Raw genomic sequence first — 19,238 nt, 5'->3', positions numbered from 1 at the left:
ACGTCCCTAGGGTCGCAGAACGGTGCAAGCGCTTTCTAGAGCCTGGAAGGGGTGACTCCGCATGCCCGGAAGCAGGACGACGAGGTCCTGGCTCACGGCCGCCGTGCTCGTGCTCTGCGCGGCGCTGACCGGCTGCTCCGGTTCCACCGACACGAGCGGCTCGTCGGGAAAGGTCGTGCTCCGCTACACCTGGTGGGGCAATCCGGACAGAGCGGCCAGGACCGAGCAGGCGATCGAGCTCTTCGAGGAGGAGCACCCGGACATCGAGGTGCAGACCTCCTTCTCCGGATACGACAGCTACAAGCAGAAGCTCGCCACCCAGGCCGCCGGCGGCGACGCCCCCGATGTGATGCAGCTCGACTACCGCATGATCGAGCAGTACGCGTCCGGCGGCGTCCTCTACGACCTCGGTCGGCAGAAGTCCGTGCTGCGGACGGACCAGATCGACGCCGGCCTGCTCGCCACCGGTGCCGTCGACGGCAAGCAGTACGCCGTACCGCAGGGGCGCGGCACCGAGGCCGTCGTGTACGACGCAAAGGCGTGGCGGGCCACCGGCGTTCCCCTGCCGAGCGGGGACTGGACCTGGAGCGAGTGGGCGGACACGATGCGCGCCCTCGCGCAGAAGACCGGCAAGCCGGCGGCCACCGACCCGGGCCAGAGCGAGGACGCCTTCGAGGTGTGGCTGCGCGGCCAGGGCAAGTCCCTGTACACCGAGGACGGCGGACTCGGCTTCACCGCCGACGACCTCACCCGCTGGTGGACGTTCGCCGATGAGCTCCGCCGCGAGGGCACCGTCTCGCCCGCCGAGCAGACCACCCAGCTCGACGGCACCGTGGAGAACACCCCGCTCGGCCGCGGCAAGGCCATCGCCGACATCAACTGGGATGCGCCGGCCAGCGGTTTCGTCCCGCTCGTCGGCGAGGGCGTCACGCTCGCACCGATGCCGTCCGGCGAGGACGGCACGCCCGGCCAGTACTTCAAGCCGTCGATGTTCATGGGCGTCTCCGCAGACTCCGGGCATCCCGAAGAGGGCGCAATGCTCATCGACTTCATGCTCAACAACCCCGGCGCCGCAAAGATCCTCGGCGCGACCCGCAGCATCCCGGTGAACGAGACCCTCCGCGAGGAGACCGCCGGGTCCCTCACGGACTTCGACCGGACCATCCACGACTTCCAGGCCACCCTCGAAGGCGAGCTCAACGATCCGCCCCAGGCGCCCCCGTCGGGTGACAGCGCGCTGCAGACCACCTTCCAGCGGGACTACGACCAGGTCTCGTACGAGCGGATGTCACCCCGCGAAGCGGCCGAGAACTACATCACCGAGGCGAAGGCGGAGCTGAGGTCATGACCACCACGCAGATGCCAACGGCCGCCCGCCCGAAAGGCGTTGCCGTAACCCGCAAACCCCCGCGCCGCCGACGCGAGGGCGCCGCCTGGGTGTTCCTCTCCCCCTGGGTGCTCGGTACCTGCGTCCTGACGCTGCTGCCGATGGCCGTCTCGCTCTACCTCTCCTTCACCGACTACGACCTGTTCAACCCGCCGAGCTGGGTGGGGCTGCGCAACTACACGCAGATGTTCACCGAGGACCCGCGCTACTGGCGCTCGGTGGTCGCGACCCTGACGTACGTCGTCATCGCCGTGCCCCTCCAACTGGGGCTCGCGCTGGTCGTCGCGCTCGCCCTGAAGAGCATGAAGCGGGGCAAGGGCTTCTACCGCTCGGCGTTCTACGCGCCCTCGCTGCTCGGTGCCTCGATGTCCATCGCCCTGGTGTGGCGGGCGATCTTCAACGACGGTGGCACGGTCGACAACCTCTTCGGCACCGGCGGCTGGGTGAACAAGCCCGGCTGGGCGCTGCTCGCGGTGGCACTGCTGACGGTGTGGCAGTTCGGGGCGCCGATGGTGATCTTCCTGGCCGGACTCCAGCAGATCCCCGGGGAGTTGTACGAGGCCGCGGAGGTCGACGGGGCCGGGCGGTGGCGGCAGTTCCTGTCCATCACCGTGCCGATGCTGTCCCCGGTGATCTTCTTCAACCTGGTGCTCCAGACGATCCAGGCCTTCCAGGTCTTCACCCCGGCCTTCGCGGTCAGCGCGGGCAAGGGCGGGCCGGCCGACTCGACGCTCTTCTACACGCTCTACCTCTACGACCGTGGCTTCGTCGCCTCCCACATGGGCTACGCCTCCGCCATGGCCTGGGTGCTGCTGATCGTCATCGGCGCGGTGACCGCCGTGCTGTTCCGCACCTCGCGCTCCTGGGTCTTCTACGCCTCCGAGGGGGACCGATGACTACGGCAACTCCCGCTGTCCGCAAGCCTGTTGCCTGGCGACGGGTCGCCCTGCACGCCGGCTGTCTGGCCGCGCTGCTGGTGATGCTGTACCCGCTGGCCTGGCTGGTAGCGACCTCGCTCAAGCCCGCCGACGAGGTGATCGCCAGCCTTCAGCTGCTGCCGAGCCGCCTGGAGTGGTCGAACTACTCCACCGCCCTGGACGGTGTGAACGACGTCTCCGTGGGCCGGCTGCTCACCAACTCCCTGCTGATCGCGGGCGGTGCGGTCGTCGGCAACGTCCTGTCGTGCTCGCTGGCCGCGTACGCCTTCGCGCGACTGCGGTTCCGCTTCCGGGGCCCGCTGTTCGCCTTCATGATCGCCACGATCATGCTGCCGCACCACGCGGTGCTGATCCCGCAGTACATCATCTTCAACCAGCTCGGCATGGTGAACACCTACTGGCCGCTGATCCTGCCCAAGTTCCTCGCCACCGAGGCGTTCTTCGTCTTTCTCATCGTGCAGTTCATGCGCGGGCTGCCGCGTGAGCTGGAGGAGGCGGCGCGCATCGACGGCTGCGGGCCGTTCCGCAGTTTCTTCCTGGTCATCCTGCCGCTCACCCGCCCCGCGTTGATCACCACCGCGATCTTCACGTTCATCTGGACGTGGAACGACTTCTTCACCCAGCTGATCTATCTCTTCTCGCCCGAGAAGTTCACGCTGACGCTGGCCCTGCGGGCGTTCGTGGACGCCTCCAGCCAGTCGTCGTTCGGTCCGATGTTCGCGATGTCGGTGATCGCCCTGCTGCCGATCGTGCTGTTCTTCCTCGCCTTCCAGCGGTTCCTCGTGGAGGGCATGGCCAGTTCGGGGGTCAAGGGATGAGCGCCCGTACGCGTACGACCCGTGAGCCGGGCGAGCTCTTCGGCCCCCGCGCGACCCTCTTCGCGGACATGCTCAGCGTCGGCCTCGCCACGGCCGTGGCCTGTCTGCCGCTGGTGACCGTGCCGGCCGCGTTGTCCACGGCGTGCGCCGTCCTGCGCGGCGTACGCGAGGACCGGCCCGCAACCGCGGGGCGGTACCTCACCCTGCTGCGGCAGCGGCTGCGCACAGGTGACCTGGCGGCCGGTGCGGTGGTCCTCGCGAGCGTGCTGCTGCTGGCCGCGGACCTGACCCTCGCGGGCGCGGGGCTGCCCGGAGCGCGGCTGTTCGCTGTGGCGGCGGGCGCGATCGGCGCGTGCGCGGCGGTCGTCGGACTGCGTGCGTGCGCCCGCCCCGAGTCACTCACCGACTGGCCCGCGGCCGTGCGTACGGCGGCCCGGGACGCCGTACGGGATCCGGGCGGCAGCGGCCTGGTCCTGCTCGCCCTCGTGGCGGCCGCGCTGTGCGGCTGGATGCTGCTGCCGCTGGCCTTTCTCGCGCCGGGACCGCTGGCCCTGGCTCTGACGTCCGTCGACGTACGACTGGAGAGCATGTGATCGCCCGCAGAACGTTCCTCGCCACGACCGCCACGACCGCCGCGGCCACCGGAATCAGCAGCGCACCCGCCGCGGCCGAGCCGCGCACGGACGCCGGCTTCCTCGCCCTGCTGACCGAGGCCGCCGACCAGCGCGTCACCGGGCTGCTCACGACGTACGGCGAAACCATCACCGATCTGCGCGACCGGGGCCGGGCCCGGGCCGCGGCCCGCGCGCTGCGCACGTTCACCTCGGTCTACGTGCACAAGGAGTCGGCGTACCACCACTCCCCCGACCTGCTCGGCCCGCTCCGCGAACTCGCCGACACTCTCGCTGAGGAGCAGCACGACGACGGCCTGTACGACCAGGGCGCCGTGCACTCGCCACCGGACACCGCCTTCTCGGTCGTCGACCTGAATCTGGCGTACGCCCTGCTGGACCGCGACGGGCACCGGCCGACCGAAGCCGTGCGCAACGTCGTCGAGCAGGTCCTGGACAAGGCGGGCCCGGGTCTTGCGACCGGTGGTGTGCACACCGCCAACCACCGCTGGCTGGTGTGCGCCGCGCTCGCCCGGATCCACCGCCGCCGGCCCGACCCGGCGTACGCCCGCCGCATCGACGCATGGCTGGCCGAGGGCATCGATCTGCTGCCCGGCGGCGAGTACAGCGAGCGCAGCCCCACCTACTCGGCCGTCGTCACCAACCCGGCCCTGCTCACCCTGGCCCGCCACTACGGCCGTACGGATCTGTACGCCGCCGTACGAGCCAATCTCAAGGCCACCCTCTACGTCATCGAGCCCAACGGCGAGGTGGAGTCGGTGCATTCGCGGCGCCAGGATCAGACGGCACTGCGCCATCTGCCCGAATTCTGGCTCCAGTACCGGGAGTTGGCGATCCGCGACGGTGACGCCCGCTTCGCCGCCGTGGCCGCGCTGCTGCAGGAGCGCGGCATGGACCAGACCTTCGGCGAGACCCCGCTGGGCGACCGGCTCGCGGAGGTCCTGGACCGCCCGGAGCTGGCCCGCCCGCTACCGTCACCGGCGCCGCTTCCCGAGAATTTTGTGCACCACGACCCGGACTGCCGTCTGGTTCGCATACGCCGGGGCACTCACACCGCGACCGTCTTCGCCGGCACGGACTTTCCCGAGGTGCGGGCCATTTCCTCGGGTCTGTCCACCAATCCCACGTTCTTCAAGATGCGCAAGGGCGCGGCGATCCTCGACTCGCTGCGCCTGTCGCCGCAGTTCTTCTCCCTCGGTCACTTCCGTGCCGAAGGGCTCGAGCAGGTCGACGGCGGCTGGCGGCTGCACGCCGAGGTACGGGCCGCGTTCCACCAGCCGCTGCCGCCGCAGCACCGCCGGCCCGACGGCGACTATCCGCTCAGCAACGACGGACGCTTCTGGTCCGCAATGGACTTCCCGCACCGCCCCAAGGAGTGGCGGACCCTGCGCACCGAGGTGCTGGTGCGTCAAATACGCGACGGAGGCTGGGAACTGGACTTCGACGTCTCCCGGTCCGCGGTACCCCTCGCACTGGAACTGTGCTTCCGCCGCGGCGGCACCTTGACCGGTGACGGGCTCGAACCCGTTGCGGGCCAGACCGACACCTTCCAGCTCGTCAGTGGTGAGGCCGCGTACACCGTCGGCGACGACCGGATCGAGTTCGGCCCCGGCAACGGCAAGGGCGGCAAGCAGCCACCGGTGGTCGAGCCGGGCGAACGCTACTCGTGGATGAACGGCTCCCTCACACCGGACGGCATCCGCGTGTTGATCACCGGCAGGTCACCTCTGGCGTACCGGCTCACGCTCAGGTGATCCTCACTCGTCGTCGAGGTAGTCCCGCAACACCTGCGAACGCGAGGGGTGGCGCGGCTTGCTCATCGTCTTCGCCTCGATCTGGCGGATGCGTTCACGTGTCACGCCGTAGATCTGTCCGATCTCTTCCAGGGTGCGGGTGCGGCCGCCGAAGAGGCCGTAGCGCAGGGAGATGATGCGTCGGGCGTGTGCGCAATTGAGCCGACGGGCTCACCGGCGGCGGCCCCGGCCGTCCGGACGATGCCAGGAGTCGATATCGACCTCGGCGATGCCAAGGCCACCGCGGTGCGAATTCAGTGGCGTCAGTGCCGGGGCGGGTTCCTGCGCGGGGTGATCGTGGCGTTCGGCAGGGTGGGGGCGGGCAGGCGGTCGCCGTCGTACCCCTTGACGGTGCCGAAGCGTTCGGAGGCGTGCTGCCAGTCGTCCCGGGCCCGGACGATGTCGTCATGGCTGCGGCCGATGAAGTTCCACCACATGACGACCTCCTCCTCGAAGGGAGCCCCGCCGAGCAGGACGGTGCGAGCCCTGGCGTCCGATTCGTTCGTCAGCGTCAGGACGCCGATGCCGGGGTGGGCGTAGCCCATGTCCGCCGGACGCAGCAGGGTGTCCGCCATGCGGACGTCGCCGTGGTCGACGAGGAGGCCGTGCTCGTAACCGGGGTCCACGGCGAGCGTGATCGATGCGCGCGGTCCGAGGGCGATCTCGGCGCCGAGCAGCGGCGTGAAGGTCCGCACCGGGGAGACGGAGCCCGCGAGCGAGCCGAGGAAGACCCTGATCTCGGCTCCGTCGATGTGCACCGGCTCGGGTACGTGGTGCTGGAAGTCCCTTTCGGTATGCCGGTGTTCATCGGGCAGGGCCACCCACAGTTGCACGCCGTGCAGGATCGTGGTCCGCGGCGTCGAAACCTCGGAGTGGGCGATGCCGTGTCCGCCGGTCATGAGGTTGAGTTCACCCGGCCGTACGAAAGCATGGCTACCGAGCGTGTCGCGGTGCTCGATCTCCCCGCTGAACAGCCAGCTGACCGTCTGCAGTCCGGTGTGCGGATGCGGGGCGACGTCCATGCCGCCGGTGACGGAGACGTCGTCGGGGCCATAGTGATCGGCGAAACACCACGCTCCGATCAGCGTCCGGGCCCGCTGCGGCAGCGTGCGCCGTACGGTCATCGCCCGCGGCCCGCCCAGCGGCACCTCGCGCGGAGAGATCACGTCGACGCGTGGCTCCTCCGCTCCTCTTTCGGTGTCCGCTCCGCACAGCATCTCCACGGGGTCCGTTTCCACGTTGCTCATCGGATGCCGCCTCTCACCCACCCCAAGGGGTTTGTTTAAAATAAAACAACTTGTTTCCGAGTATACGGAGCCCACGACCGCGTACACGCACCACGTGGACGGGGCGCCATCACCGAAGGAGTCCCGGGTTGAGCAGCGGCACGACGGAACCGGCGGTTCAGCGGATCTTCATCGACAAGCAGAGCCCAAAAGCCTACGACGCCCTTGTCCAGACGTCCGAGGCGGTCCGTGCCGTCGCTGCCGACGCCGGACTCGACCGCACCCTCGTAGAGCTGATCAACCTGCGCGTCTCGCAGATCAACGGCTGCGCCTTCTGCCTCCACATGCACACTCGGGCCGCCCTGCGCGCAGGCGACACCCCACAGCGGCTGGGGGTCCTGGCGGCCTGGCGGGACACCGAACTGTTCACGCCCGCGGAACGAGCCGCACTCGCTCTGGCGGAGGCCGTCACCAGCCCTGCCGACGCGACGGCACAGGAATCCGCCTACGCTTCGGCGCGCGAGACACTCGCCGCGGACCAGATCTCCGCGGTGATCTGGGTGGCGATCACCATCAACGCGTTCAACCGGGTCTCGATCATGAGCAAGCACCCGGTACGGAACAGCTCCCGACCGTGATCTGCCCACCTCAGGCCATGCGAGGCGTCGCCCCGGATCGCCCCGAGGGCGCCACGCCGTCATCCTGGAACGGTGGGGGAGTCTCCTCGCTGCCGGAAGGAGCCCCCGATGAAGGCCGTACGAACCCACGACCGTGATGCCGCTGTGGACGGCCTGGTTGTGGAGGAGGCACCGTACCCGTACGCGGGCGAGGGCGACGTGATCGTAAAGGTGCACGCGGCCTGCTTCACCCCGGATGAGCTGGCCTGGCCGGCCACCTGGGTCGACCGGGGCGGCCGGGACCGAGCGCCCGTCATTCCGGGACACGAGGTGTCGGGCGAGGTCGCCGAGGTCGCGGTCGGCACGACCGGGCTGTCGGCCGGTCAGCGTGTCGTCGGGCTGACCGACTGGAACCGGGACGGCACTCTCGCCGAGTACGTGGCGGTGGAAGCGCGCAACCTGGCGCCGCTGCCCTCGGGAATCGACCACGTGCAGGCGGCGGCTCTGCCGATGCCAGGCCTCACCGCCTGGCAGGGCCTGTTCATACACGGAAGGCTGGAGGCCGGGCAGAGCGTGCTGGTGCACGGAGCGGGAGGGGGCGTGGGAATGGCCGCGACACAGCTTGCCCGCGAAGCCGGGGCGCGCGTGATCGGGACGGGGCGCGAGGGCAGCCGGGACCAGGTGCTGGAGCTCGGCGCAGAGGTTTTCCTCGACCTTCAACAGCCGGCGTGGGAGGAGGCTGCGGGCCACGTCGACCTCGTCTTCGACACCATCGGCGGGCAGGTCCTCGCCCGCTCGGCCGCCGTGGTCAGGCCCGGCGGCACCCTGGTGACCATCGCCCATCCCCCGAACGTACAGCCCGAGGACGGCCGGGCGATGTACTTCATCGTCGAACCCGACCGCGGTCACCTCCTCGAGATCATCGGCCGGCACCGGGAGGGCCGGCTGCGCCCGCTGGTGGGTGCCGTCCTTCCTCTGGACCGGGCGCCGGAGGCGTTCCGCGCGAAGAAGGGAACAGCCGGCAAGACGGTCATCCAAGTTGCGTGAGCGCTGAGCTAGTGCCGCGGCAGGCAACGTTTGCCCGTCAAGGAGCGGCGTCCGGTGCGTGCTCTCGGCGTGCCGGCCGGAAGTCCTCGTACTGGACGTACTTGGGCTTTCGGCCGGTGCGGCGAGAGGGCGTGCCGGGCGTCGCGACGGGGCGAACGTTGCCTGCCGCGGCACTAGTCGGCGGGGTTGTCGCGACGGACGCTCTCGACGAACGCTGCCTCGCCCTGTGCGACGCGGTTGGCCTCTTCGAACACACTGAGGACCTGTGCAGCGGGGATGACGGCAGCGCCGGACGCGTCCGCGAACACGTAATCACCCGGGCGGACGGTCACGCCGGACACGACGACCGGCCGGTTTGCCTCGAATGGCGTCACCACATCGCCGCCCCATTTACTCGTCTGCCCCAAGCAGTAGGCGGCGAAGTCGTACGTCGCGATTTCGACGAAGTCCCGGAGACGACCGTCGGCCAGGACCCCGGCAAGACCATGTGCTGCCACCAGCGAGAGCTTTGTTCCGCCGCCGAGCGATACATCGGTATGCCCGTTGCCGGCCAGGACCAGCACCCGCCCCTGTGCGCCCTGTCCGATGGCGTCATGGAACAGCCGGGTGAAACTGAATTGCTCAGGCGGGAGTGCTTGCTCACATGCAGGGAAAAACGAGATCGTCACCGCGGGGCCCAGGAGGACACGGCCCGGGGTCGGGCTCACCAGGTCGTTGATGTGACACCGGTGTCGGTGCATCCGTCCCATGGCATCGACGACGTCGGGGGTACGTACTCGCGAGGCGAGATCCTGCAGGCGGTCGTTCTCGCGGGCAGTCATGCCGGTGTGGGGATCTTGAGGTAGTCCAGTCCGCCGGCGTCGAGCCATATCTCGGTGGGAGAGCGAACCAGGCGAAGCAGAACGCTGTCGCAGCCGGGACAGCGCAGGACCATCCCGGGACCATCGAGGTAAGCGTGCGTTTGGGCAAGCACCATCTGTTCACTGCAGCCGCGGCATCGTCCAGAAGCCGTGGTCATATCGGTTCCGAACAGGGCTTCGAGGTCCCCGGCGGCGGCGTTGCCGTCAAGGAAGTCAGGCGTCAGGGTCATGGAGATTCAGCTCCTCATCCGCTGGATCCAAAACGCTCGGTGCGGATACGGCCGGGCTGGTGGCCGAGGGCCACCAGCAGGCCGGCGGCCGTTTCGACGAAGCCCGTGGAACCGCAGACGTAGCAAGTGGGTTCAAAGTCCGGTGGCCACCCGGCGTTCGACAGCTCCGAAGCGGTGAACCGCCCGGGGGGCCGCGGCCACTCGGCTGGGGTGGAGCGGGTATAGAGGTACGTCTTGTCCAGGCCCGGATCGTCCCCTCTCAACTCGGACACGAAGAGCTGGTACTCAGGGCTGCGCACGACGTACACCAACCGGAAGGGCGTACGGCTGCCGACTGCGCGGCGCATGCGGATCATCGCCATCAGCGGCACCAGGCCGGAGCCGCCGGCCACCAGCAGAATCGGCTCCTTCTGCTCGGGCCGCCACACAAACCAGCCGCCGACCGGTCCGCGCAGTTCCACCACGTCGCCCACTGCGAGTTCGTCCGTCAGGTACGGGGAGACCTCACCGTCATCGACACGCTGCACGGTCAGCTCGACGCTCTCGCCGTCGGGTGCCGACGCCAGTGAGTAACTGCGCTGTGTGCTGTAGCCGTCCTCCGCCGTGAGTCGCACATCGACGTGCTGCCCCGCCAGATGACCCGGCCAGCCGGACACCTCGAAGACGAGGGTGCGCGCAGCGTGGGACTCGATACGCCGATCGGTCAGGCGGGCTGTCTTCCAGCGCAGCCGGTCCCCTAGTCGCCTTGATACCGCTGCTCGCGCCATGGGTCCCCATAATCGTGGTAGCCGATGTTCTCCCAGAAGCCCCGTTCGTCCTCGTCGAGCAGTTGGATGCGCTGCACCCACTTGGCGGACTTCCAGAAGTACAGGTGCGGAACCAGCAGTCTGGCGGGGCCGCCGTGCTCCGGCGCGAGTTCCTCGCCGTCGTAGCGGTAGGCGATCCATGCCTTCCCGTCGAGGAGGTCCTCCAGGGGCACGTTGGTGGTGTAATCGCCGTAGGAGTGAACAAGTGCGTAGTCGGCACTGGTCTCCACGTCCTCCAGAAGGACGTCCAAGGACACTCCCTGCCACTCCGTGTCGAACTTCGACCACTTGGTGACACAGTGCAGGTCAACGGTCGGAGTCTGGCTGGGCAACGCCATGAATTGTGCCCAGTTCCAGCTGTGCCGTGTGCCCGTCTCTGTGCGGATGGTGAACTCCCACTCGTCAGGGTTCACCGTGGGGGTGGGTCCTGCGGACAGAACGGGGAAGTCGGTGGTCTCGTACTGCCCAGGAGGCAGTCTGTGCCGGGTATCCCGCGCTCGGCCGTGGAATCCGCGCGAAACGATGGGCATGCCGTGCCCCCATTCTCCGAAGCGGACGGTTTCCATTCTTCAGGACATCGCACAGCACAGCATCTCGGCGGAAGAAGGCTCCGGAGTGGTATGGCTTCGGAACCACGTCATGGATCACATCACTGAAGAGCGGAGGAGCCCGTGAAACTGGTACGCGACGCCATGACCACCGACGTCGTCACGGTTGAGCCCTACACCTCGCTGACCGCGGTGGCAGCCTGCATGCGGGAGGCCGACGTCGGCTGCGTTCTGGTCATCAGCGACGACCGCCTCCATGGGCTGGTCACCGACCGCGACATCGCGGTCCGCGTCATTGCCGAAGGTCTGATCGCCGGCAGCATCACAGCGCTGGAGGCCGCATCCGGGGACCTCGTCACCGTCACCCCCGACACGTCACTGTGTGATGCAAGCGCGCTCATGCGGGATCACGCATTGCGCCGGCTGCCCGTCGTGGACGAGGGGCGCATCGTGGGTCTGCTCTCGCTGGGCGACATCGCCTCCACCCCGCACGCCCAGGAGGTACTGATCGCACTCAACAATGCACCAGCCAACCACTGACATCCGAGCACTGCCCGTCTGGTACTTGAGCTGTGCCGGCCCGCTGCGGTTCCGGCTCATCGCGGAAGGAGGGACAATACCCGGGTACCGCAAAACCCAGAAGTTGTCTCCTGCCGGTTACCGCAGTCCGTTCGGAAACGACGACAACACAAACGCGGAGGACCGGGATGACAGGACAGACACAGAGGGCCGTTCTGGCAGGCGGATGTTTCTGGGGCATGCAGGACCTGATTCGACGCCTGCCCGGAGTGACGTCGACCCGCGTCGGCTACACCGGCGGTGACGTGCCCAACGCCACGTACCGCAACCACGGCACACACGCCGAGGCGATCGAGATCACATTCGACCCCGACCAGACCGACTTCCGCACGCTCCTGGAGTTCTTCTTCCAGATACACGATCCGTCGACGAAGAACCGCCAGGGTAACGACGTCGGTCTCAGCTACCGCTCGGCCATCTACTACGTGGACGAGGAGCAGAGGAAAGCGGCGGAGGACACCGTCGCCGATGTCGACGCTTCTGGCCTGTGGCCCGGCAAGGTTGTGACAGAAATTGAACCCGTCGGACCCTTCTGGGAGGCCGAGCCCGAGCACCAGGACTACTTGGAGCGCTATCCCAACGGGTACACCTGCCACTTTGTCCGCCCAGGCTGGCGGCTTCCCACACGCGCGAGGGTTTGACGGCGGCGAACCGCACAGGCGCCTGGACTCTGCAACCTGTCAGGCGGGGCCCCACGTCGGCTTATCGGTGCAGCGGGCCGAGGCTCAGACGTAGGAGCCGATGTGGGAGCGGGGTGTCAGCGCCGACCGGCCGCCGGAGTCACGATGCCGTACGACAATCTGGTCATCGTTCTCGCGGTATCCGCTGGCGTCCCGTTCCTCCTCGCGGTGATGCCCCGCGTCCCTCTCCCGGGCCCGGTCCTCGAGATCGTGGCCGGGATCGTCCTTGGCCCGGCAGTGCTGAACGTGGTGCAACCGGACGCCACCGTTCAGGCCTTGTCGATCATCGGCCTGAGCTTCCTGCTGTTCCTTGCCGGGCTCGAGATCGACTTCCAGCACCTACGCGGGCCGTGGGCACGGCTCGTCGGTATGGGTCTGGCGGGCACACTTGCCCTGGCCGCGACCATCGGCTGGGTGCTGCACATCGCCGGGCTGGTCGAGAGCCCGCTGCTGATCGGCACCGCGCTGGTAGCCACGTCTCTGGGTCTTCTGGTCCCGATCCTGAAGGATGCCGACGCGGTCGATCGGCCGGTCGGCCAACTGACCATCGGTGGCGGCTCGGCAGGAGAGATCAGCGCCGTGGTGTTGCTGTCGCTGTTCTTCTCCGAGCATTCATCGGGCCCGGCCTCCAGGCTGCTTCTCCTCCTCGGCCTTGCTTGTCTGGTGGCGCTCATCGTGGTGGCCTCGATGCGTGCAGGACGCTCCATGTGGTTGTCCGGGGCCGTGGTGAAGCTGGCGGACACGAGCGCCCAAGTCCGGGTCCGCTTGACAATGGCTCTGATTGTCGGCCTGTCCGCGGTCGCCCTGCATCTGGGATTCGAGGCCATTCTGGGTGCCTTCATTGCGGGGGCCGTACTACGGCTGGTCGACCCCGACGCCGAACGGACGCATCCGCAGTTCCACGTCAAACTGGAGGGCCTCGGCTATGGATTTCTCGTCCCGGTGTTCTTCGTGACGAGCGGTATCCAGTTCGACGTCGGAGCCCTGTTCGCGGACGCTGGGACGGTGCTGCGGGTACCGATGTTCCTTGCCGCGCTGCTCCTCGTTCGGGGACTGCCCGCACTGGCCTACCGCAGCGCCGGGCTCTCGCGCGCGGAGATCATGGCCAGCGGACTCTTGCAGGCCACCTCCCTCCCCGTCATCGTGGCCGCGACAACGATCGGCTTGAAGCTGGACGCGATCCGACCGGCCAACGCCGCCGCGCTGGTGGCGGCAGGCCTGCTGTCAGTGGTCGTGTTTCCTCTGACGGCCTTGCCGTTGCTCAACCGTTCACGAACATCCGCAAGTACGGGGCCCGAAAAGGACCCGGATTGATCCCAGGAACGGCTTCCGCTGTTACTTGGCAGACGCAGGCGTACCGCAACGGCGGCAAGGGATGCTGGGAGGCGGGGAACGTGGTCCGGAGCGGAGACGTTTTCGTCTGGGAGCGGGTGGGTCGGCCCGCCCCTCCGACGACGGGAACGAGGACGTCAAGATGAGCGAGAAGGCCCGGAAGCTGTTCGAGGCACTCGACCTCGACCAGAACGGAACCCTGACCCGCGAAGAGGTGATCATCGCCCTGCGCACGAAGGGCCCGTCTCTTGCCGCGTCGGGGGATCTGCCGTTTTGGGGCGTGGGCGATGCCGACGCCTCTTCCGCGCTGTTCGACGCCGCTGACCAGAACGGGGACGCGGTACTGACCCTGGAGGAGTTCGCGGCACTGGTCGACCGCCGTTTCGGCTGGCACTGACACTGGACCGGCCTCCGCCGCACGAGCGCTGCTCTCCTAAAGCGGGTGTCGCAGGCTCGAATCCTGCCGGGGGCACAACACATTACGCCGCTGACCTGGGGTTTCTCCCCCAGGGAGGCGTTTTAATCGGCCTCGGACTCCTCGTCCGGGGCCGTTTGCGTGAGCGGACGGGGAGTTGATCTCCCGGATATCGCCCGACGGATCAGCATCATCCGGCACGGACTCCGGGCCGGGCTTCTCCGCGCCGTCGGGCTCGGGCTCCGCTTCGGGAGCGGTGTTCTCGGAGGTGGCGCGGGCGCGCTGTACGAGCCGGGCTGCGGCCTCGGCGATGGCGAGGTCGGCCTCGGGGAGCAGGCTCGTGTACGTGTCGACCGTGATGGTGATCGAGGAGTGGCCGAGCATCTCCTGGATGTCCTTCAGGTCGGCTCCGGCCGCGTGGGCCAGCGTTGCCGCGCTGTAGCGGAGGTCGTGGAGCCGGACCGGTGGGAGTCCGATCTCCTCGTACAGCTCGACGAACCGCCGTGTGACGTTGGCGGGGTGGAGCATCTCGCCGTTCTCCTTGGTGAAGACGCGGCCGGTCTCCACCCAGGCGCTCCCCCACTCCTCGCGGTCCTTGTCCTGCTGGGCGCGGTGCCGCTTGAGGGCCTGGACCGTGTCGGAGTCCAGCGCGATGGTCCGCGCGCCGGCATCGGTCTTGGGGTCGTCCTCGTACACCTCCCAGCCGTCGACCACGAGTTGCTTGGCGACGGTGATGAGCCCGGCGTCCAAGTGCGTGTCAGTCCACTTCTGGCCGCATGCCTCACCGCGTCGCAGCCCGCGGAACGCGATCAGGTGGAAGAGCGCGTAAAGGCGGTCCTCCGCGACGTGGTCGAGGAAGAGGCCGGTGCGCTCCGGTGTCCAGACCATGACCGGCGAGGGCTTCTCGCCGGTGCGCTTCCAGTGAAGGATGCGTTCCTCGGTCCACACGAGGGCCTTGGAACTCCTAACAAAATGCTCCAACTTGCCTTGGAATGTTGCTGCCTGATGGTGTGTTGGCCTGCACATGAGAAGGGGTGAGCAGCTGCCGTGGATCGTGTCCGATGAGCTGTGGGCGCGGATCGAGCCGTTGCTTCCGGTCGTGCCGCGCCGCGCGGATCACCCGGGGCGCAGGCGTCTGGACGACCGGAAGGTGCTGTCGGGCATCCTGTTCGTGCTCTACACCGGCATTCCATGGGAGTTCCTGCCGCAGGAACTGGGCTTCGGCTCCGGCATGACCTGTTGGCGGCGTCTGCGCGACTGGAATGACGCGGGTGTCTGGCAGCGTCTGCATGAATCGCTGCTGGCCGAGCTGCACGCTACCGGCGCTCTGGACTGGTCCAGGGCGGTGATCGACGGTTCCCACGCGCGGGCCATGAAAGGCGGCCCAAAACCGGACCGAGCCCGGTCGACCGTGCCCGAACAGGCTCCAAGCACCATCTGATCACCGAAGCGCACGGCATCCCGCTGGCCGCGTCGCTGACCGGCGGCAACCGCAACGACGTCACCCAGCTCATGCCGCTGATCGAGGCCGTCCCGCCGGTGCCCGGCCGGCGCGGACGACCCCGCCGACGGCCCAAGGCGCTGTACGCCGACCGGGGCTACGACCACGACAAGTACCGCAGGCAGGTCCGGGCGGTCGGGATCACCCCGACCATCGCCCGCCGCGGCACCGAACACGGCACGGTGCTGGGCGCGCGGTCGGCTCCGTGAGCCATCGGGGGGATGCTCCTCCATGGGCGATCAAAGCGGTGAGCCGGATGGGTTCTTCATCCACGTATAAGGGTGTCCTCTGGCTGCGGCACATCACGCTGAGCAGCCACGGCCGGGGCGGTCAGGATGCGGTGGGGACCGCCGCATCAAGGCCGCGGGCCGCGACGAGCTGCGCGCTGCCATCGGCCAGGCGGTAGCACAGGCCCACCACGGCGGCCCGGCCGGCGGCCACCTTCTCGGCGAGTACCCGGGAGCGGTCCAGCAGCAGGTCGACGGTGTGCCGTATGTGCTCGGCGAGGATCTCCTCCGGCTCGACCCGTCCGGCGGCCCGCGCTGCCAGCACGCTGGGGGTCACCCGCTCGACGACGTCCCGGACGTACCCGGCCGGTGCCATGCCGTCCTCCAGCGCGGCGCACGCTGCGCCGACCGCGCCGCACGAGTCGTGACCGAGCACCACGACCAGCGGGCAGCCCAGCACGTCCACGCCGTACTCGATGCTGCCCAGCACTTCCGCACCCATGACGTGGCCTGCGGTGCGCACCACCACGCGCTGCCGGCCGACGATCAGGGCGTTGTCGTCACACTGCCGCAGCAGCATGGCCACGGCCTCGCCTCGCTCGCGCTTGGCTGGGAGCAAGAAGCCCCACAGGTTGGTTGTCCATCGCTCCATGACGCGTTCACTGCTCTCGAGGAATCCCATCGGGTGCACCTGCCCTGCCGCAGACCGGGCAGGCTCGCCCATAAGGATGTCCGACCACCCAGTGATGACCGCGCAGCCTTTGACCTGCACGGGTAGCCCGGCCGGGGTCGATGTCGACGAGCTTGATCGCACTCGGGTGGCTTCGCGGATGGCCGGAGCTTCTTGGGACAGGCGCAGGGGGCCAGAGCGGCCGGCCCGCAGGGGGCCTGTGATCGTGTCACGGAGCGCTGGGCTCAGAGAAATAGGCTGTGAACTGGTCGCTCAACCCCTGGCGCCGTCGTAAGTGGTGAGACCGCGCGACGCCGGAGTTCCAGGGAGTGGAGAGGCCGGCGATGACGTTCAGGTCCTGTTCGAGGCCACTGGCGAAGCGCGCAGGCTGAGGAGGTGCAACCGTCTCAATGTCACGACGGGCAGACGGCATGCCCGCAGTCCTGGGAGTGGCCCGACTGCGGGGGGTGCAGCAGACCGGCGCTTCCTTCCGGGCCTTCTCCCACGAGGCCGGCAGGACCCTTTGGGAGGGCAGCTCTTACGCTGAGCGCGCCCCATGCTCCCCGAAACGTTGCGCTCCGGGTGAATCAATAGCTGTGTCCGCGAGCTGAGATTTCAACGGAACATGCAGAAAGATTCTCTGTCGCAATAAGTGGAGTGGGATTTTTCACCGCACACAGGCCGCTGCGGCGTGCTACTGTCGGCCTCAGTTGCAGTTGTGGTTCCCGAAACTTCAAGTGCTGTCCAGTCGGCCTCTGTGCCGCTGGGAGCGCTTTGTATTTCCGGTCTTTTCCGGGGCGGGGTGATCATCGCGGCGACACGGCGTCCGCGCAGTGCGGACCCCGATGCACTGCCCCAAAGGAGAAATGACATGGCTGCTGGTACCGTGAAGTGGTTCAACGCGGAAAAGGGCTTCGGCTTCATCGAGCAGGACGGTGGCGGCGCTGACGTGTTCGCCCACTACTCGAACATCGCCGCCCAGGGCTTCCGAGAGCTGCTCGAGGGCCAGAAGGTGACCTTCGACATCGCGCAGGGCCAGAAGGGCCCGACGGCCGAGAACATCGTTCCCGCCTGACACTGACGCGCACTTTGTAGCTGGGGCCCGCATCCTTCGGGGTGCGGGCCCCAGCTGCTCGCATTTTCCGCAGTGGTTTCACCTGTGGACGACAACCAGGAAATCCGTAGGCTCACCGCACACGGATCGTCCTTCAGGGGTGCAGACGCATCCCTTCATAGCTGCATCGCCGTGGACGCCCGAATATTGCGTCCACACCGCGCCACTCATTTCAGTGCCTGCGCCCGCACGGATTTTCCGCCGGCCAGATTCGCTGTCGCGTTCCACCGGCCCGTTCTTGTAATTCTCCGTGCCGCTCATCGCTGCGGGAATTCCTTGATATGTGCCGCATCGAGGAAGGTTCCGCATGAACCGCACACGCACGAACGACCGCTTCGCCCGCACCCGTAACGGCGGTGCCGACTCCGGAAGGGGTGGCAGCCGATTCGGTTCGTCGGCCCCGCGCCGGTCCGGCGGGCCGAGCCGTTCCGGTGGTTACGGCCGCCGGCCCGCCGCGATTCAGGGGGAGTTCGCCCTCCCCAAGACGATCACCCCCGCGCTTCCCGCCGTGGAGGGCTTCGCCGATCTCGACATGCCCGGGGCACTGCTGGCCGCGCTCGGCTCGCAAGGCGTGACCGTGCCGTTCCCGATCCAGGCCGCGACCCTGCCGAACTCCCTCGTCGGCCGGGACGTCCTCGGCCGTGGCCGCACCGGCTCCGGCAAGACCCTCGCCTTCGGGCTGGCGCTGCTGGCCCGTACGGCCGGGCAGCGAGCCGAAGCCAGGCGGCCGCTCGGGCTGATCCTCGTACCGACGCGTGAGCTGGCGCAACAGGTCACCGAAGCGCTCGCCCCGTACGCCCGCTCCGTGAAGCTGCGGCTGGCCACGGTGGTGGGCGGGACGTCGATCGGCAGGCAGACGAGCGCACTACGCGGTGGCGCCGAGGTCGTCGTCGCCACACCGGGACGCCTCAAGGACCTCATCGACCGCGGCGACTGCCGGCTGAACCAGGTCTCCATCACCGTCCTCGACGAGGCCGACCAGATGGCCGACATGGGCTTCATGCCGCAGGTCACCGCCCTTCTCGACCAGGTCCGCCCCGAGGGCCAGCGCATGCTGTTCTCCGCCACCCTCGACCGCAACGTCGACCTGCTCGTGCGCCGCTACCTCAGCGACCCCGTCGTGCACTCCGTCGACCCCTCGGCCGGCGCGGTCACGACGATGGAGCACCACGTGCTGCATGTCCACGGCGCCGACAAGCACACGGCCACCACCGAGATCGCCGCACGCGACGGCCGCGTGATCATGTTCCTCGACACCAAGCACGCCGTCGACCGCCTCACCGAGCACCTCCTGAACAGCGGGGTACGGGCCGCCGCCCTGCACGGCGGGAAGTCGCAGCCGCAGCGCACGCGCACGCTGGCGCAGTTCAAGACCGGGCACGTCAACGTGCTGGTGGCGACCAATGTCGCGGCGCGCGGCATCCACGTCGACAACCTCGACCTCGTCGTCAACGTCGACCCGCCGACCGACCACAAGGACTACCTCCACCGCGGCGGCCGTACGGCCCGTGCCGGCGAGTCCGGCAGCGTCGTCACCCTGGTCACCCCGAACCAGCGCCGCGGTATGACCCGCCTCATGGCAGCGGCCGGCATCGTCCCGCAGACCACCCAGGTCCGTGTCGGCGAAGAGGCCCTGCACCGCATCACCGGCGCCCAGGCCCCCTCCGGCATCCCGGTCGTCATCACCGCGCCGGTGGTCGAACGCCCCAAGAAGCGCAGCGCCACCTCACGCGGCCGACGCCGCCCCGCTTCGGCGGCCCGCCGCGCGCCCGTACGGCAGTCCACCGTCGGTGCGGCCGCATAGAACCTTCGTGATCA

General features: G+C 68.4%; 20 protein-coding genes, 1 tRNA gene and 2 pseudogenes. 15 read left to right on the top strand and 8 right to left on the bottom strand.

Annotated elements, in window-relative coordinates:
- The first annotated feature begins 61 nt into the window (after window positions 1-61).
- Genes ACKTSN_RS43155 through ACKTSN_RS43135 form a run of 5 tightly spaced genes read left to right on the top strand, consistent with a single transcriptional unit; the run spans window position 62 to window position 5,529 of the window.
- The gene (locus ACKTSN_RS43155; RefSeq protein ID WP_409474046.1) at window positions 62-1,348 is read left to right on the top strand and encodes an ABC transporter substrate-binding protein; all 1,287 of its coding nucleotides are present in this window, start codon (window positions 62-64) and stop codon (window positions 1,346-1,348) included.
- A complete protein-coding gene (locus ACKTSN_RS43150; protein ID WP_409474045.1) occupies window positions 1,345-2,283 on the top strand; it encodes a carbohydrate ABC transporter permease in 939 nt (312 codons plus the stop codon). The genes ACKTSN_RS43155 and ACKTSN_RS43150 overlap by 4 nt, the downstream gene beginning before the upstream one ends.
- Window positions 2,280-3,143 (top strand): carbohydrate ABC transporter permease, encoded by an 864-nt coding sequence (locus tag ACKTSN_RS43145; protein WP_224738267.1) that lies wholly within the window; start codon window positions 2,280-2,282, stop codon window positions 3,141-3,143. The genes ACKTSN_RS43150 and ACKTSN_RS43145 overlap by 4 nt, the downstream gene beginning before the upstream one ends.
- Window positions 3,140-3,736: a hypothetical protein gene (locus ACKTSN_RS43140; RefSeq protein WP_409474044.1), complete on the top strand. Its 597-nt coding sequence runs from the start codon at window positions 3,140-3,142 to the stop codon at window positions 3,734-3,736. Before ACKTSN_RS43145 ends, ACKTSN_RS43140 begins: the two co-directional genes overlap by 4 nt.
- Window positions 3,733-5,529 (top strand): hypothetical protein, encoded by a 1,797-nt coding sequence (locus ACKTSN_RS43135; protein ID WP_409474043.1) that lies wholly within the window; start codon window positions 3,733-3,735, stop codon window positions 5,527-5,529. Before ACKTSN_RS43140 ends, ACKTSN_RS43135 begins: the two co-directional genes overlap by 4 nt.
- Before the next feature lie 3 nt (window positions 5,530-5,532).
- Here the strand turns inward: ACKTSN_RS43135 and ACKTSN_RS43130 are convergent.
- Together ACKTSN_RS43130 and ACKTSN_RS43125 are read right to left on the bottom strand one after the other, a co-directional pair.
- A pseudogene (locus ACKTSN_RS43130) lies at window positions 5,533-5,706 on the bottom strand (sigma factor-like helix-turn-helix DNA-binding protein); the annotation flags it as partial.
- Between the two features lie 125 nt (window positions 5,707-5,831).
- Window positions 5,832-6,815 carry a pirin family protein gene (locus ACKTSN_RS43125; protein WP_409474042.1) on the bottom strand — a complete coding sequence of 328 codons (984 nt, stop codon included), beginning with the start codon at window positions 6,813-6,815 and terminating at the stop codon, window positions 5,832-5,834.
- 128 nt (window positions 6,816-6,943) lie between these two features.
- On the opposite strand from ACKTSN_RS43125, the gene ACKTSN_RS43120 reads away from it, so the two are divergent.
- The gene (locus ACKTSN_RS43120) at window positions 6,944-7,432 is read left to right on the top strand and encodes a carboxymuconolactone decarboxylase family protein (protein WP_409474041.1); all 489 of its coding nucleotides are present in this window, start codon (window positions 6,944-6,946) and stop codon (window positions 7,430-7,432) included.
- A gap of 108 nt (window positions 7,433-7,540) precedes the next feature.
- Window positions 7,541-8,458: an NADP-dependent oxidoreductase gene (locus tag ACKTSN_RS43115; protein WP_409474040.1), complete on the top strand. Its 918-nt coding sequence runs from the start codon at window positions 7,541-7,543 to the stop codon at window positions 8,456-8,458.
- A gap of 173 nt (window positions 8,459-8,631) precedes the next feature.
- On the opposite strand, the gene ACKTSN_RS43110 is transcribed toward ACKTSN_RS43115, so the two are convergent.
- The 4 genes from ACKTSN_RS43110 to ACKTSN_RS43095 are packed head-to-tail and all read right to left on the bottom strand — an operon-like array spanning window position 8,632 to window position 10,884.
- Window positions 8,632-9,279 carry an RraA family protein gene (locus tag ACKTSN_RS43110; protein ID WP_409474039.1) on the bottom strand — a complete coding sequence of 216 codons (648 nt, stop codon included), beginning with the start codon at window positions 9,277-9,279 and terminating at the stop codon, window positions 8,632-8,634.
- Window positions 9,276-9,548 (bottom strand): DUF6510 family protein, encoded by a 273-nt coding sequence (locus ACKTSN_RS43105; RefSeq protein ID WP_409474038.1) that lies wholly within the window; start codon window positions 9,546-9,548, stop codon window positions 9,276-9,278. The genes ACKTSN_RS43110 and ACKTSN_RS43105 overlap by 4 nt, the downstream gene beginning before the upstream one ends.
- A 14-nt stretch (window positions 9,549-9,562) precedes the next feature.
- Window positions 9,563-10,315 carry a ferredoxin reductase gene (locus tag ACKTSN_RS43100; protein ID WP_409474037.1) on the bottom strand — a complete coding sequence of 251 codons (753 nt, stop codon included), beginning with the start codon at window positions 10,313-10,315 and terminating at the stop codon, window positions 9,563-9,565.
- A complete protein-coding gene (locus ACKTSN_RS43095; RefSeq protein WP_409474036.1) occupies window positions 10,285-10,884 on the bottom strand; it encodes a sulfite oxidase-like oxidoreductase in 600 nt (199 codons plus the stop codon). The genes ACKTSN_RS43100 and ACKTSN_RS43095 overlap by 31 nt, the downstream gene beginning before the upstream one ends.
- A gap of 162 nt (window positions 10,885-11,046) precedes the next feature.
- Between ACKTSN_RS43095 and ACKTSN_RS43090 the strand changes: the two genes are divergently transcribed.
- The 5 genes from ACKTSN_RS43090 (at window position 11,047) to ACKTSN_RS43070 (ending at window position 13,965) form a co-directional block, all read left to right on the top strand.
- Window positions 11,047-11,442, top strand: a complete 396-nt coding sequence (locus tag ACKTSN_RS43090; protein WP_409474035.1) for a CBS domain-containing protein — start codon at window positions 11,047-11,049, stop codon at window positions 11,440-11,442.
- A 167-nt stretch (window positions 11,443-11,609) separates the two neighbouring features.
- Window positions 11,610-12,122, top strand: a complete 513-nt coding sequence (gene msrA / locus ACKTSN_RS43085; RefSeq protein ID WP_409474034.1) for a peptide-methionine (S)-S-oxide reductase MsrA — start codon at window positions 11,610-11,612, stop codon at window positions 12,120-12,122.
- 144 nt (window positions 12,123-12,266) lie between these two features.
- Window positions 12,267-13,475 (top strand): cation:proton antiporter, encoded by a 1,209-nt coding sequence (locus ACKTSN_RS43080; RefSeq protein ID WP_409474033.1) that lies wholly within the window; start codon window positions 12,267-12,269, stop codon window positions 13,473-13,475.
- A gap of 160 nt (window positions 13,476-13,635) precedes the next feature.
- A complete protein-coding gene (locus tag ACKTSN_RS43075; protein ID WP_409474032.1) occupies window positions 13,636-13,890 on the top strand; it encodes an EF-hand domain-containing protein in 255 nt (84 codons plus the stop codon).
- Between the two features lie 10 nt (window positions 13,891-13,900).
- Window positions 13,901-13,965: transfer RNA gene (locus ACKTSN_RS43070), tRNA-Arg, on the top strand.
- Here ACKTSN_RS43070 and ACKTSN_RS43065 read toward each other — a convergent pair.
- A complete protein-coding gene (locus ACKTSN_RS43065; protein WP_409475067.1) occupies window positions 13,927-14,796 on the bottom strand; it encodes a site-specific integrase in 870 nt (289 codons plus the stop codon). The genes ACKTSN_RS43070 and ACKTSN_RS43065 overlap by 39 nt on opposite strands.
- A 136-nt stretch (window positions 14,797-14,932) precedes the next feature.
- Here ACKTSN_RS43065 and ACKTSN_RS43060 point away from each other — a divergent pair.
- Window positions 14,933-15,600, top strand: a pseudogene (locus ACKTSN_RS43060) (IS5 family transposase); the annotation flags it as partial.
- Window positions 15,601-15,739: 139 nt separating this feature from the next.
- On the opposite strand, the gene ACKTSN_RS43055 reads toward ACKTSN_RS43060, so the two are convergent.
- A complete protein-coding gene (locus ACKTSN_RS43055) occupies window positions 15,740-16,318 on the bottom strand; it encodes a carbonic anhydrase (protein ID WP_409474031.1) in 579 nt (192 codons plus the stop codon).
- A gap of 859 nt (window positions 16,319-17,177) precedes the next feature.
- On the opposite strand from ACKTSN_RS43055, the gene ACKTSN_RS43050 reads away from it, so the two are divergent.
- On the top strand, window positions 17,178-17,381 hold the full coding sequence (locus ACKTSN_RS43050; RefSeq protein WP_023586116.1) for a cold-shock protein: 204 nt from the start codon (window positions 17,178-17,180) through the stop codon (window positions 17,379-17,381).
- Between the two features lie 346 nt (window positions 17,382-17,727).
- Window positions 17,728-19,224, top strand: a complete 1,497-nt coding sequence (locus tag ACKTSN_RS43045; protein ID WP_409474030.1) for a DEAD/DEAH box helicase — start codon at window positions 17,728-17,730, stop codon at window positions 19,222-19,224.
- Window positions 19,225-19,238 lie beyond the last annotated feature (14 nt).

It is taken from the genome of Streptomyces flavusporus, assembly GCF_046267975.1.
Taxonomy (GTDB): domain Bacteria; phylum Actinomycetota; class Actinomycetes; order Streptomycetales; family Streptomycetaceae; genus Streptomyces; species Streptomyces flavusporus.
The sequence above is the reverse complement of the archived record's forward strand: the minus strand, read 5'-3'. Positions and strand labels throughout refer to the sequence as shown.

What these genes read in the sequence shown, in the direction of transcription:
- ACKTSN_RS43125 (WP_409474042.1), bottom strand. Translation starts at nt 6,815, where the DNA reads ATGAGCAACGTGGAAACGGACCCCGTGGAGATGCTGTGCGGAGCGGAC.
- ACKTSN_RS43100 (WP_409474037.1), bottom strand. Translation starts at nt 10,315, where the DNA reads ATGGCGCGAGCAGCGGTATCAAGGCGACTAGGGGACCGGCTGCGCTGG.
- msrA (WP_409474034.1), top strand. Translation starts at nt 11,610, where the DNA reads ATGACAGGACAGACACAGAGGGCCGTTCTGGCAGGCGGATGTTTCTGG.
- ACKTSN_RS43095 (WP_409474036.1), bottom strand. Translation starts at nt 10,884, where the DNA reads ATGCCCATCGTTTCGCGCGGATTCCACGGCCGAGCGCGGGATACCCGG.
- ACKTSN_RS43145 (WP_224738267.1), top strand. Translation starts at nt 2,280, where the DNA reads ATGACTACGGCAACTCCCGCTGTCCGCAAGCCTGTTGCCTGGCGACGG.
- ACKTSN_RS43115 (WP_409474040.1), top strand. Translation starts at nt 7,541, where the DNA reads ATGAAGGCCGTACGAACCCACGACCGTGATGCCGCTGTGGACGGCCTG.
- ACKTSN_RS43055 (WP_409474031.1), bottom strand. Translation starts at nt 16,318, where the DNA reads ATGGGATTCCTCGAGAGCAGTGAACGCGTCATGGAGCGATGGACAACC.
- ACKTSN_RS43045 (WP_409474030.1), top strand. Translation starts at nt 17,728, where the DNA reads ATGAACCGCACACGCACGAACGACCGCTTCGCCCGCACCCGTAACGGC.
- ACKTSN_RS43050 (WP_023586116.1), top strand. Translation starts at nt 17,178, where the DNA reads ATGGCTGCTGGTACCGTGAAGTGGTTCAACGCGGAAAAGGGCTTCGGC.
- ACKTSN_RS43155 (WP_409474046.1), top strand. Translation starts at nt 62, where the DNA reads ATGCCCGGAAGCAGGACGACGAGGTCCTGGCTCACGGCCGCCGTGCTC.
- ACKTSN_RS43140 (WP_409474044.1), top strand. Translation starts at nt 3,140, where the DNA reads ATGAGCGCCCGTACGCGTACGACCCGTGAGCCGGGCGAGCTCTTCGGC.
- ACKTSN_RS43075 (WP_409474032.1), top strand. Translation starts at nt 13,636, where the DNA reads ATGAGCGAGAAGGCCCGGAAGCTGTTCGAGGCACTCGACCTCGACCAG.
- ACKTSN_RS43105 (WP_409474038.1), bottom strand. Translation starts at nt 9,548, where the DNA reads ATGACCCTGACGCCTGACTTCCTTGACGGCAACGCCGCCGCCGGGGAC.
- ACKTSN_RS43090 (WP_409474035.1), top strand. Translation starts at nt 11,047, where the DNA reads ATGACCACCGACGTCGTCACGGTTGAGCCCTACACCTCGCTGACCGCG.
- ACKTSN_RS43080 (WP_409474033.1), top strand. Translation starts at nt 12,267, where the DNA reads ATGCCGTACGACAATCTGGTCATCGTTCTCGCGGTATCCGCTGGCGTC.
- ACKTSN_RS43150 (WP_409474045.1), top strand. Translation starts at nt 1,345, where the DNA reads ATGACCACCACGCAGATGCCAACGGCCGCCCGCCCGAAAGGCGTTGCC.
- ACKTSN_RS43110 (WP_409474039.1), bottom strand. Translation starts at nt 9,279, where the DNA reads ATGACTGCCCGCGAGAACGACCGCCTGCAGGATCTCGCCTCGCGAGTA.
- ACKTSN_RS43065 (WP_409475067.1), bottom strand. Translation starts at nt 14,796, where the DNA reads ATGGTCTGGACACCGGAGCGCACCGGCCTCTTCCTCGACCACGTCGCG.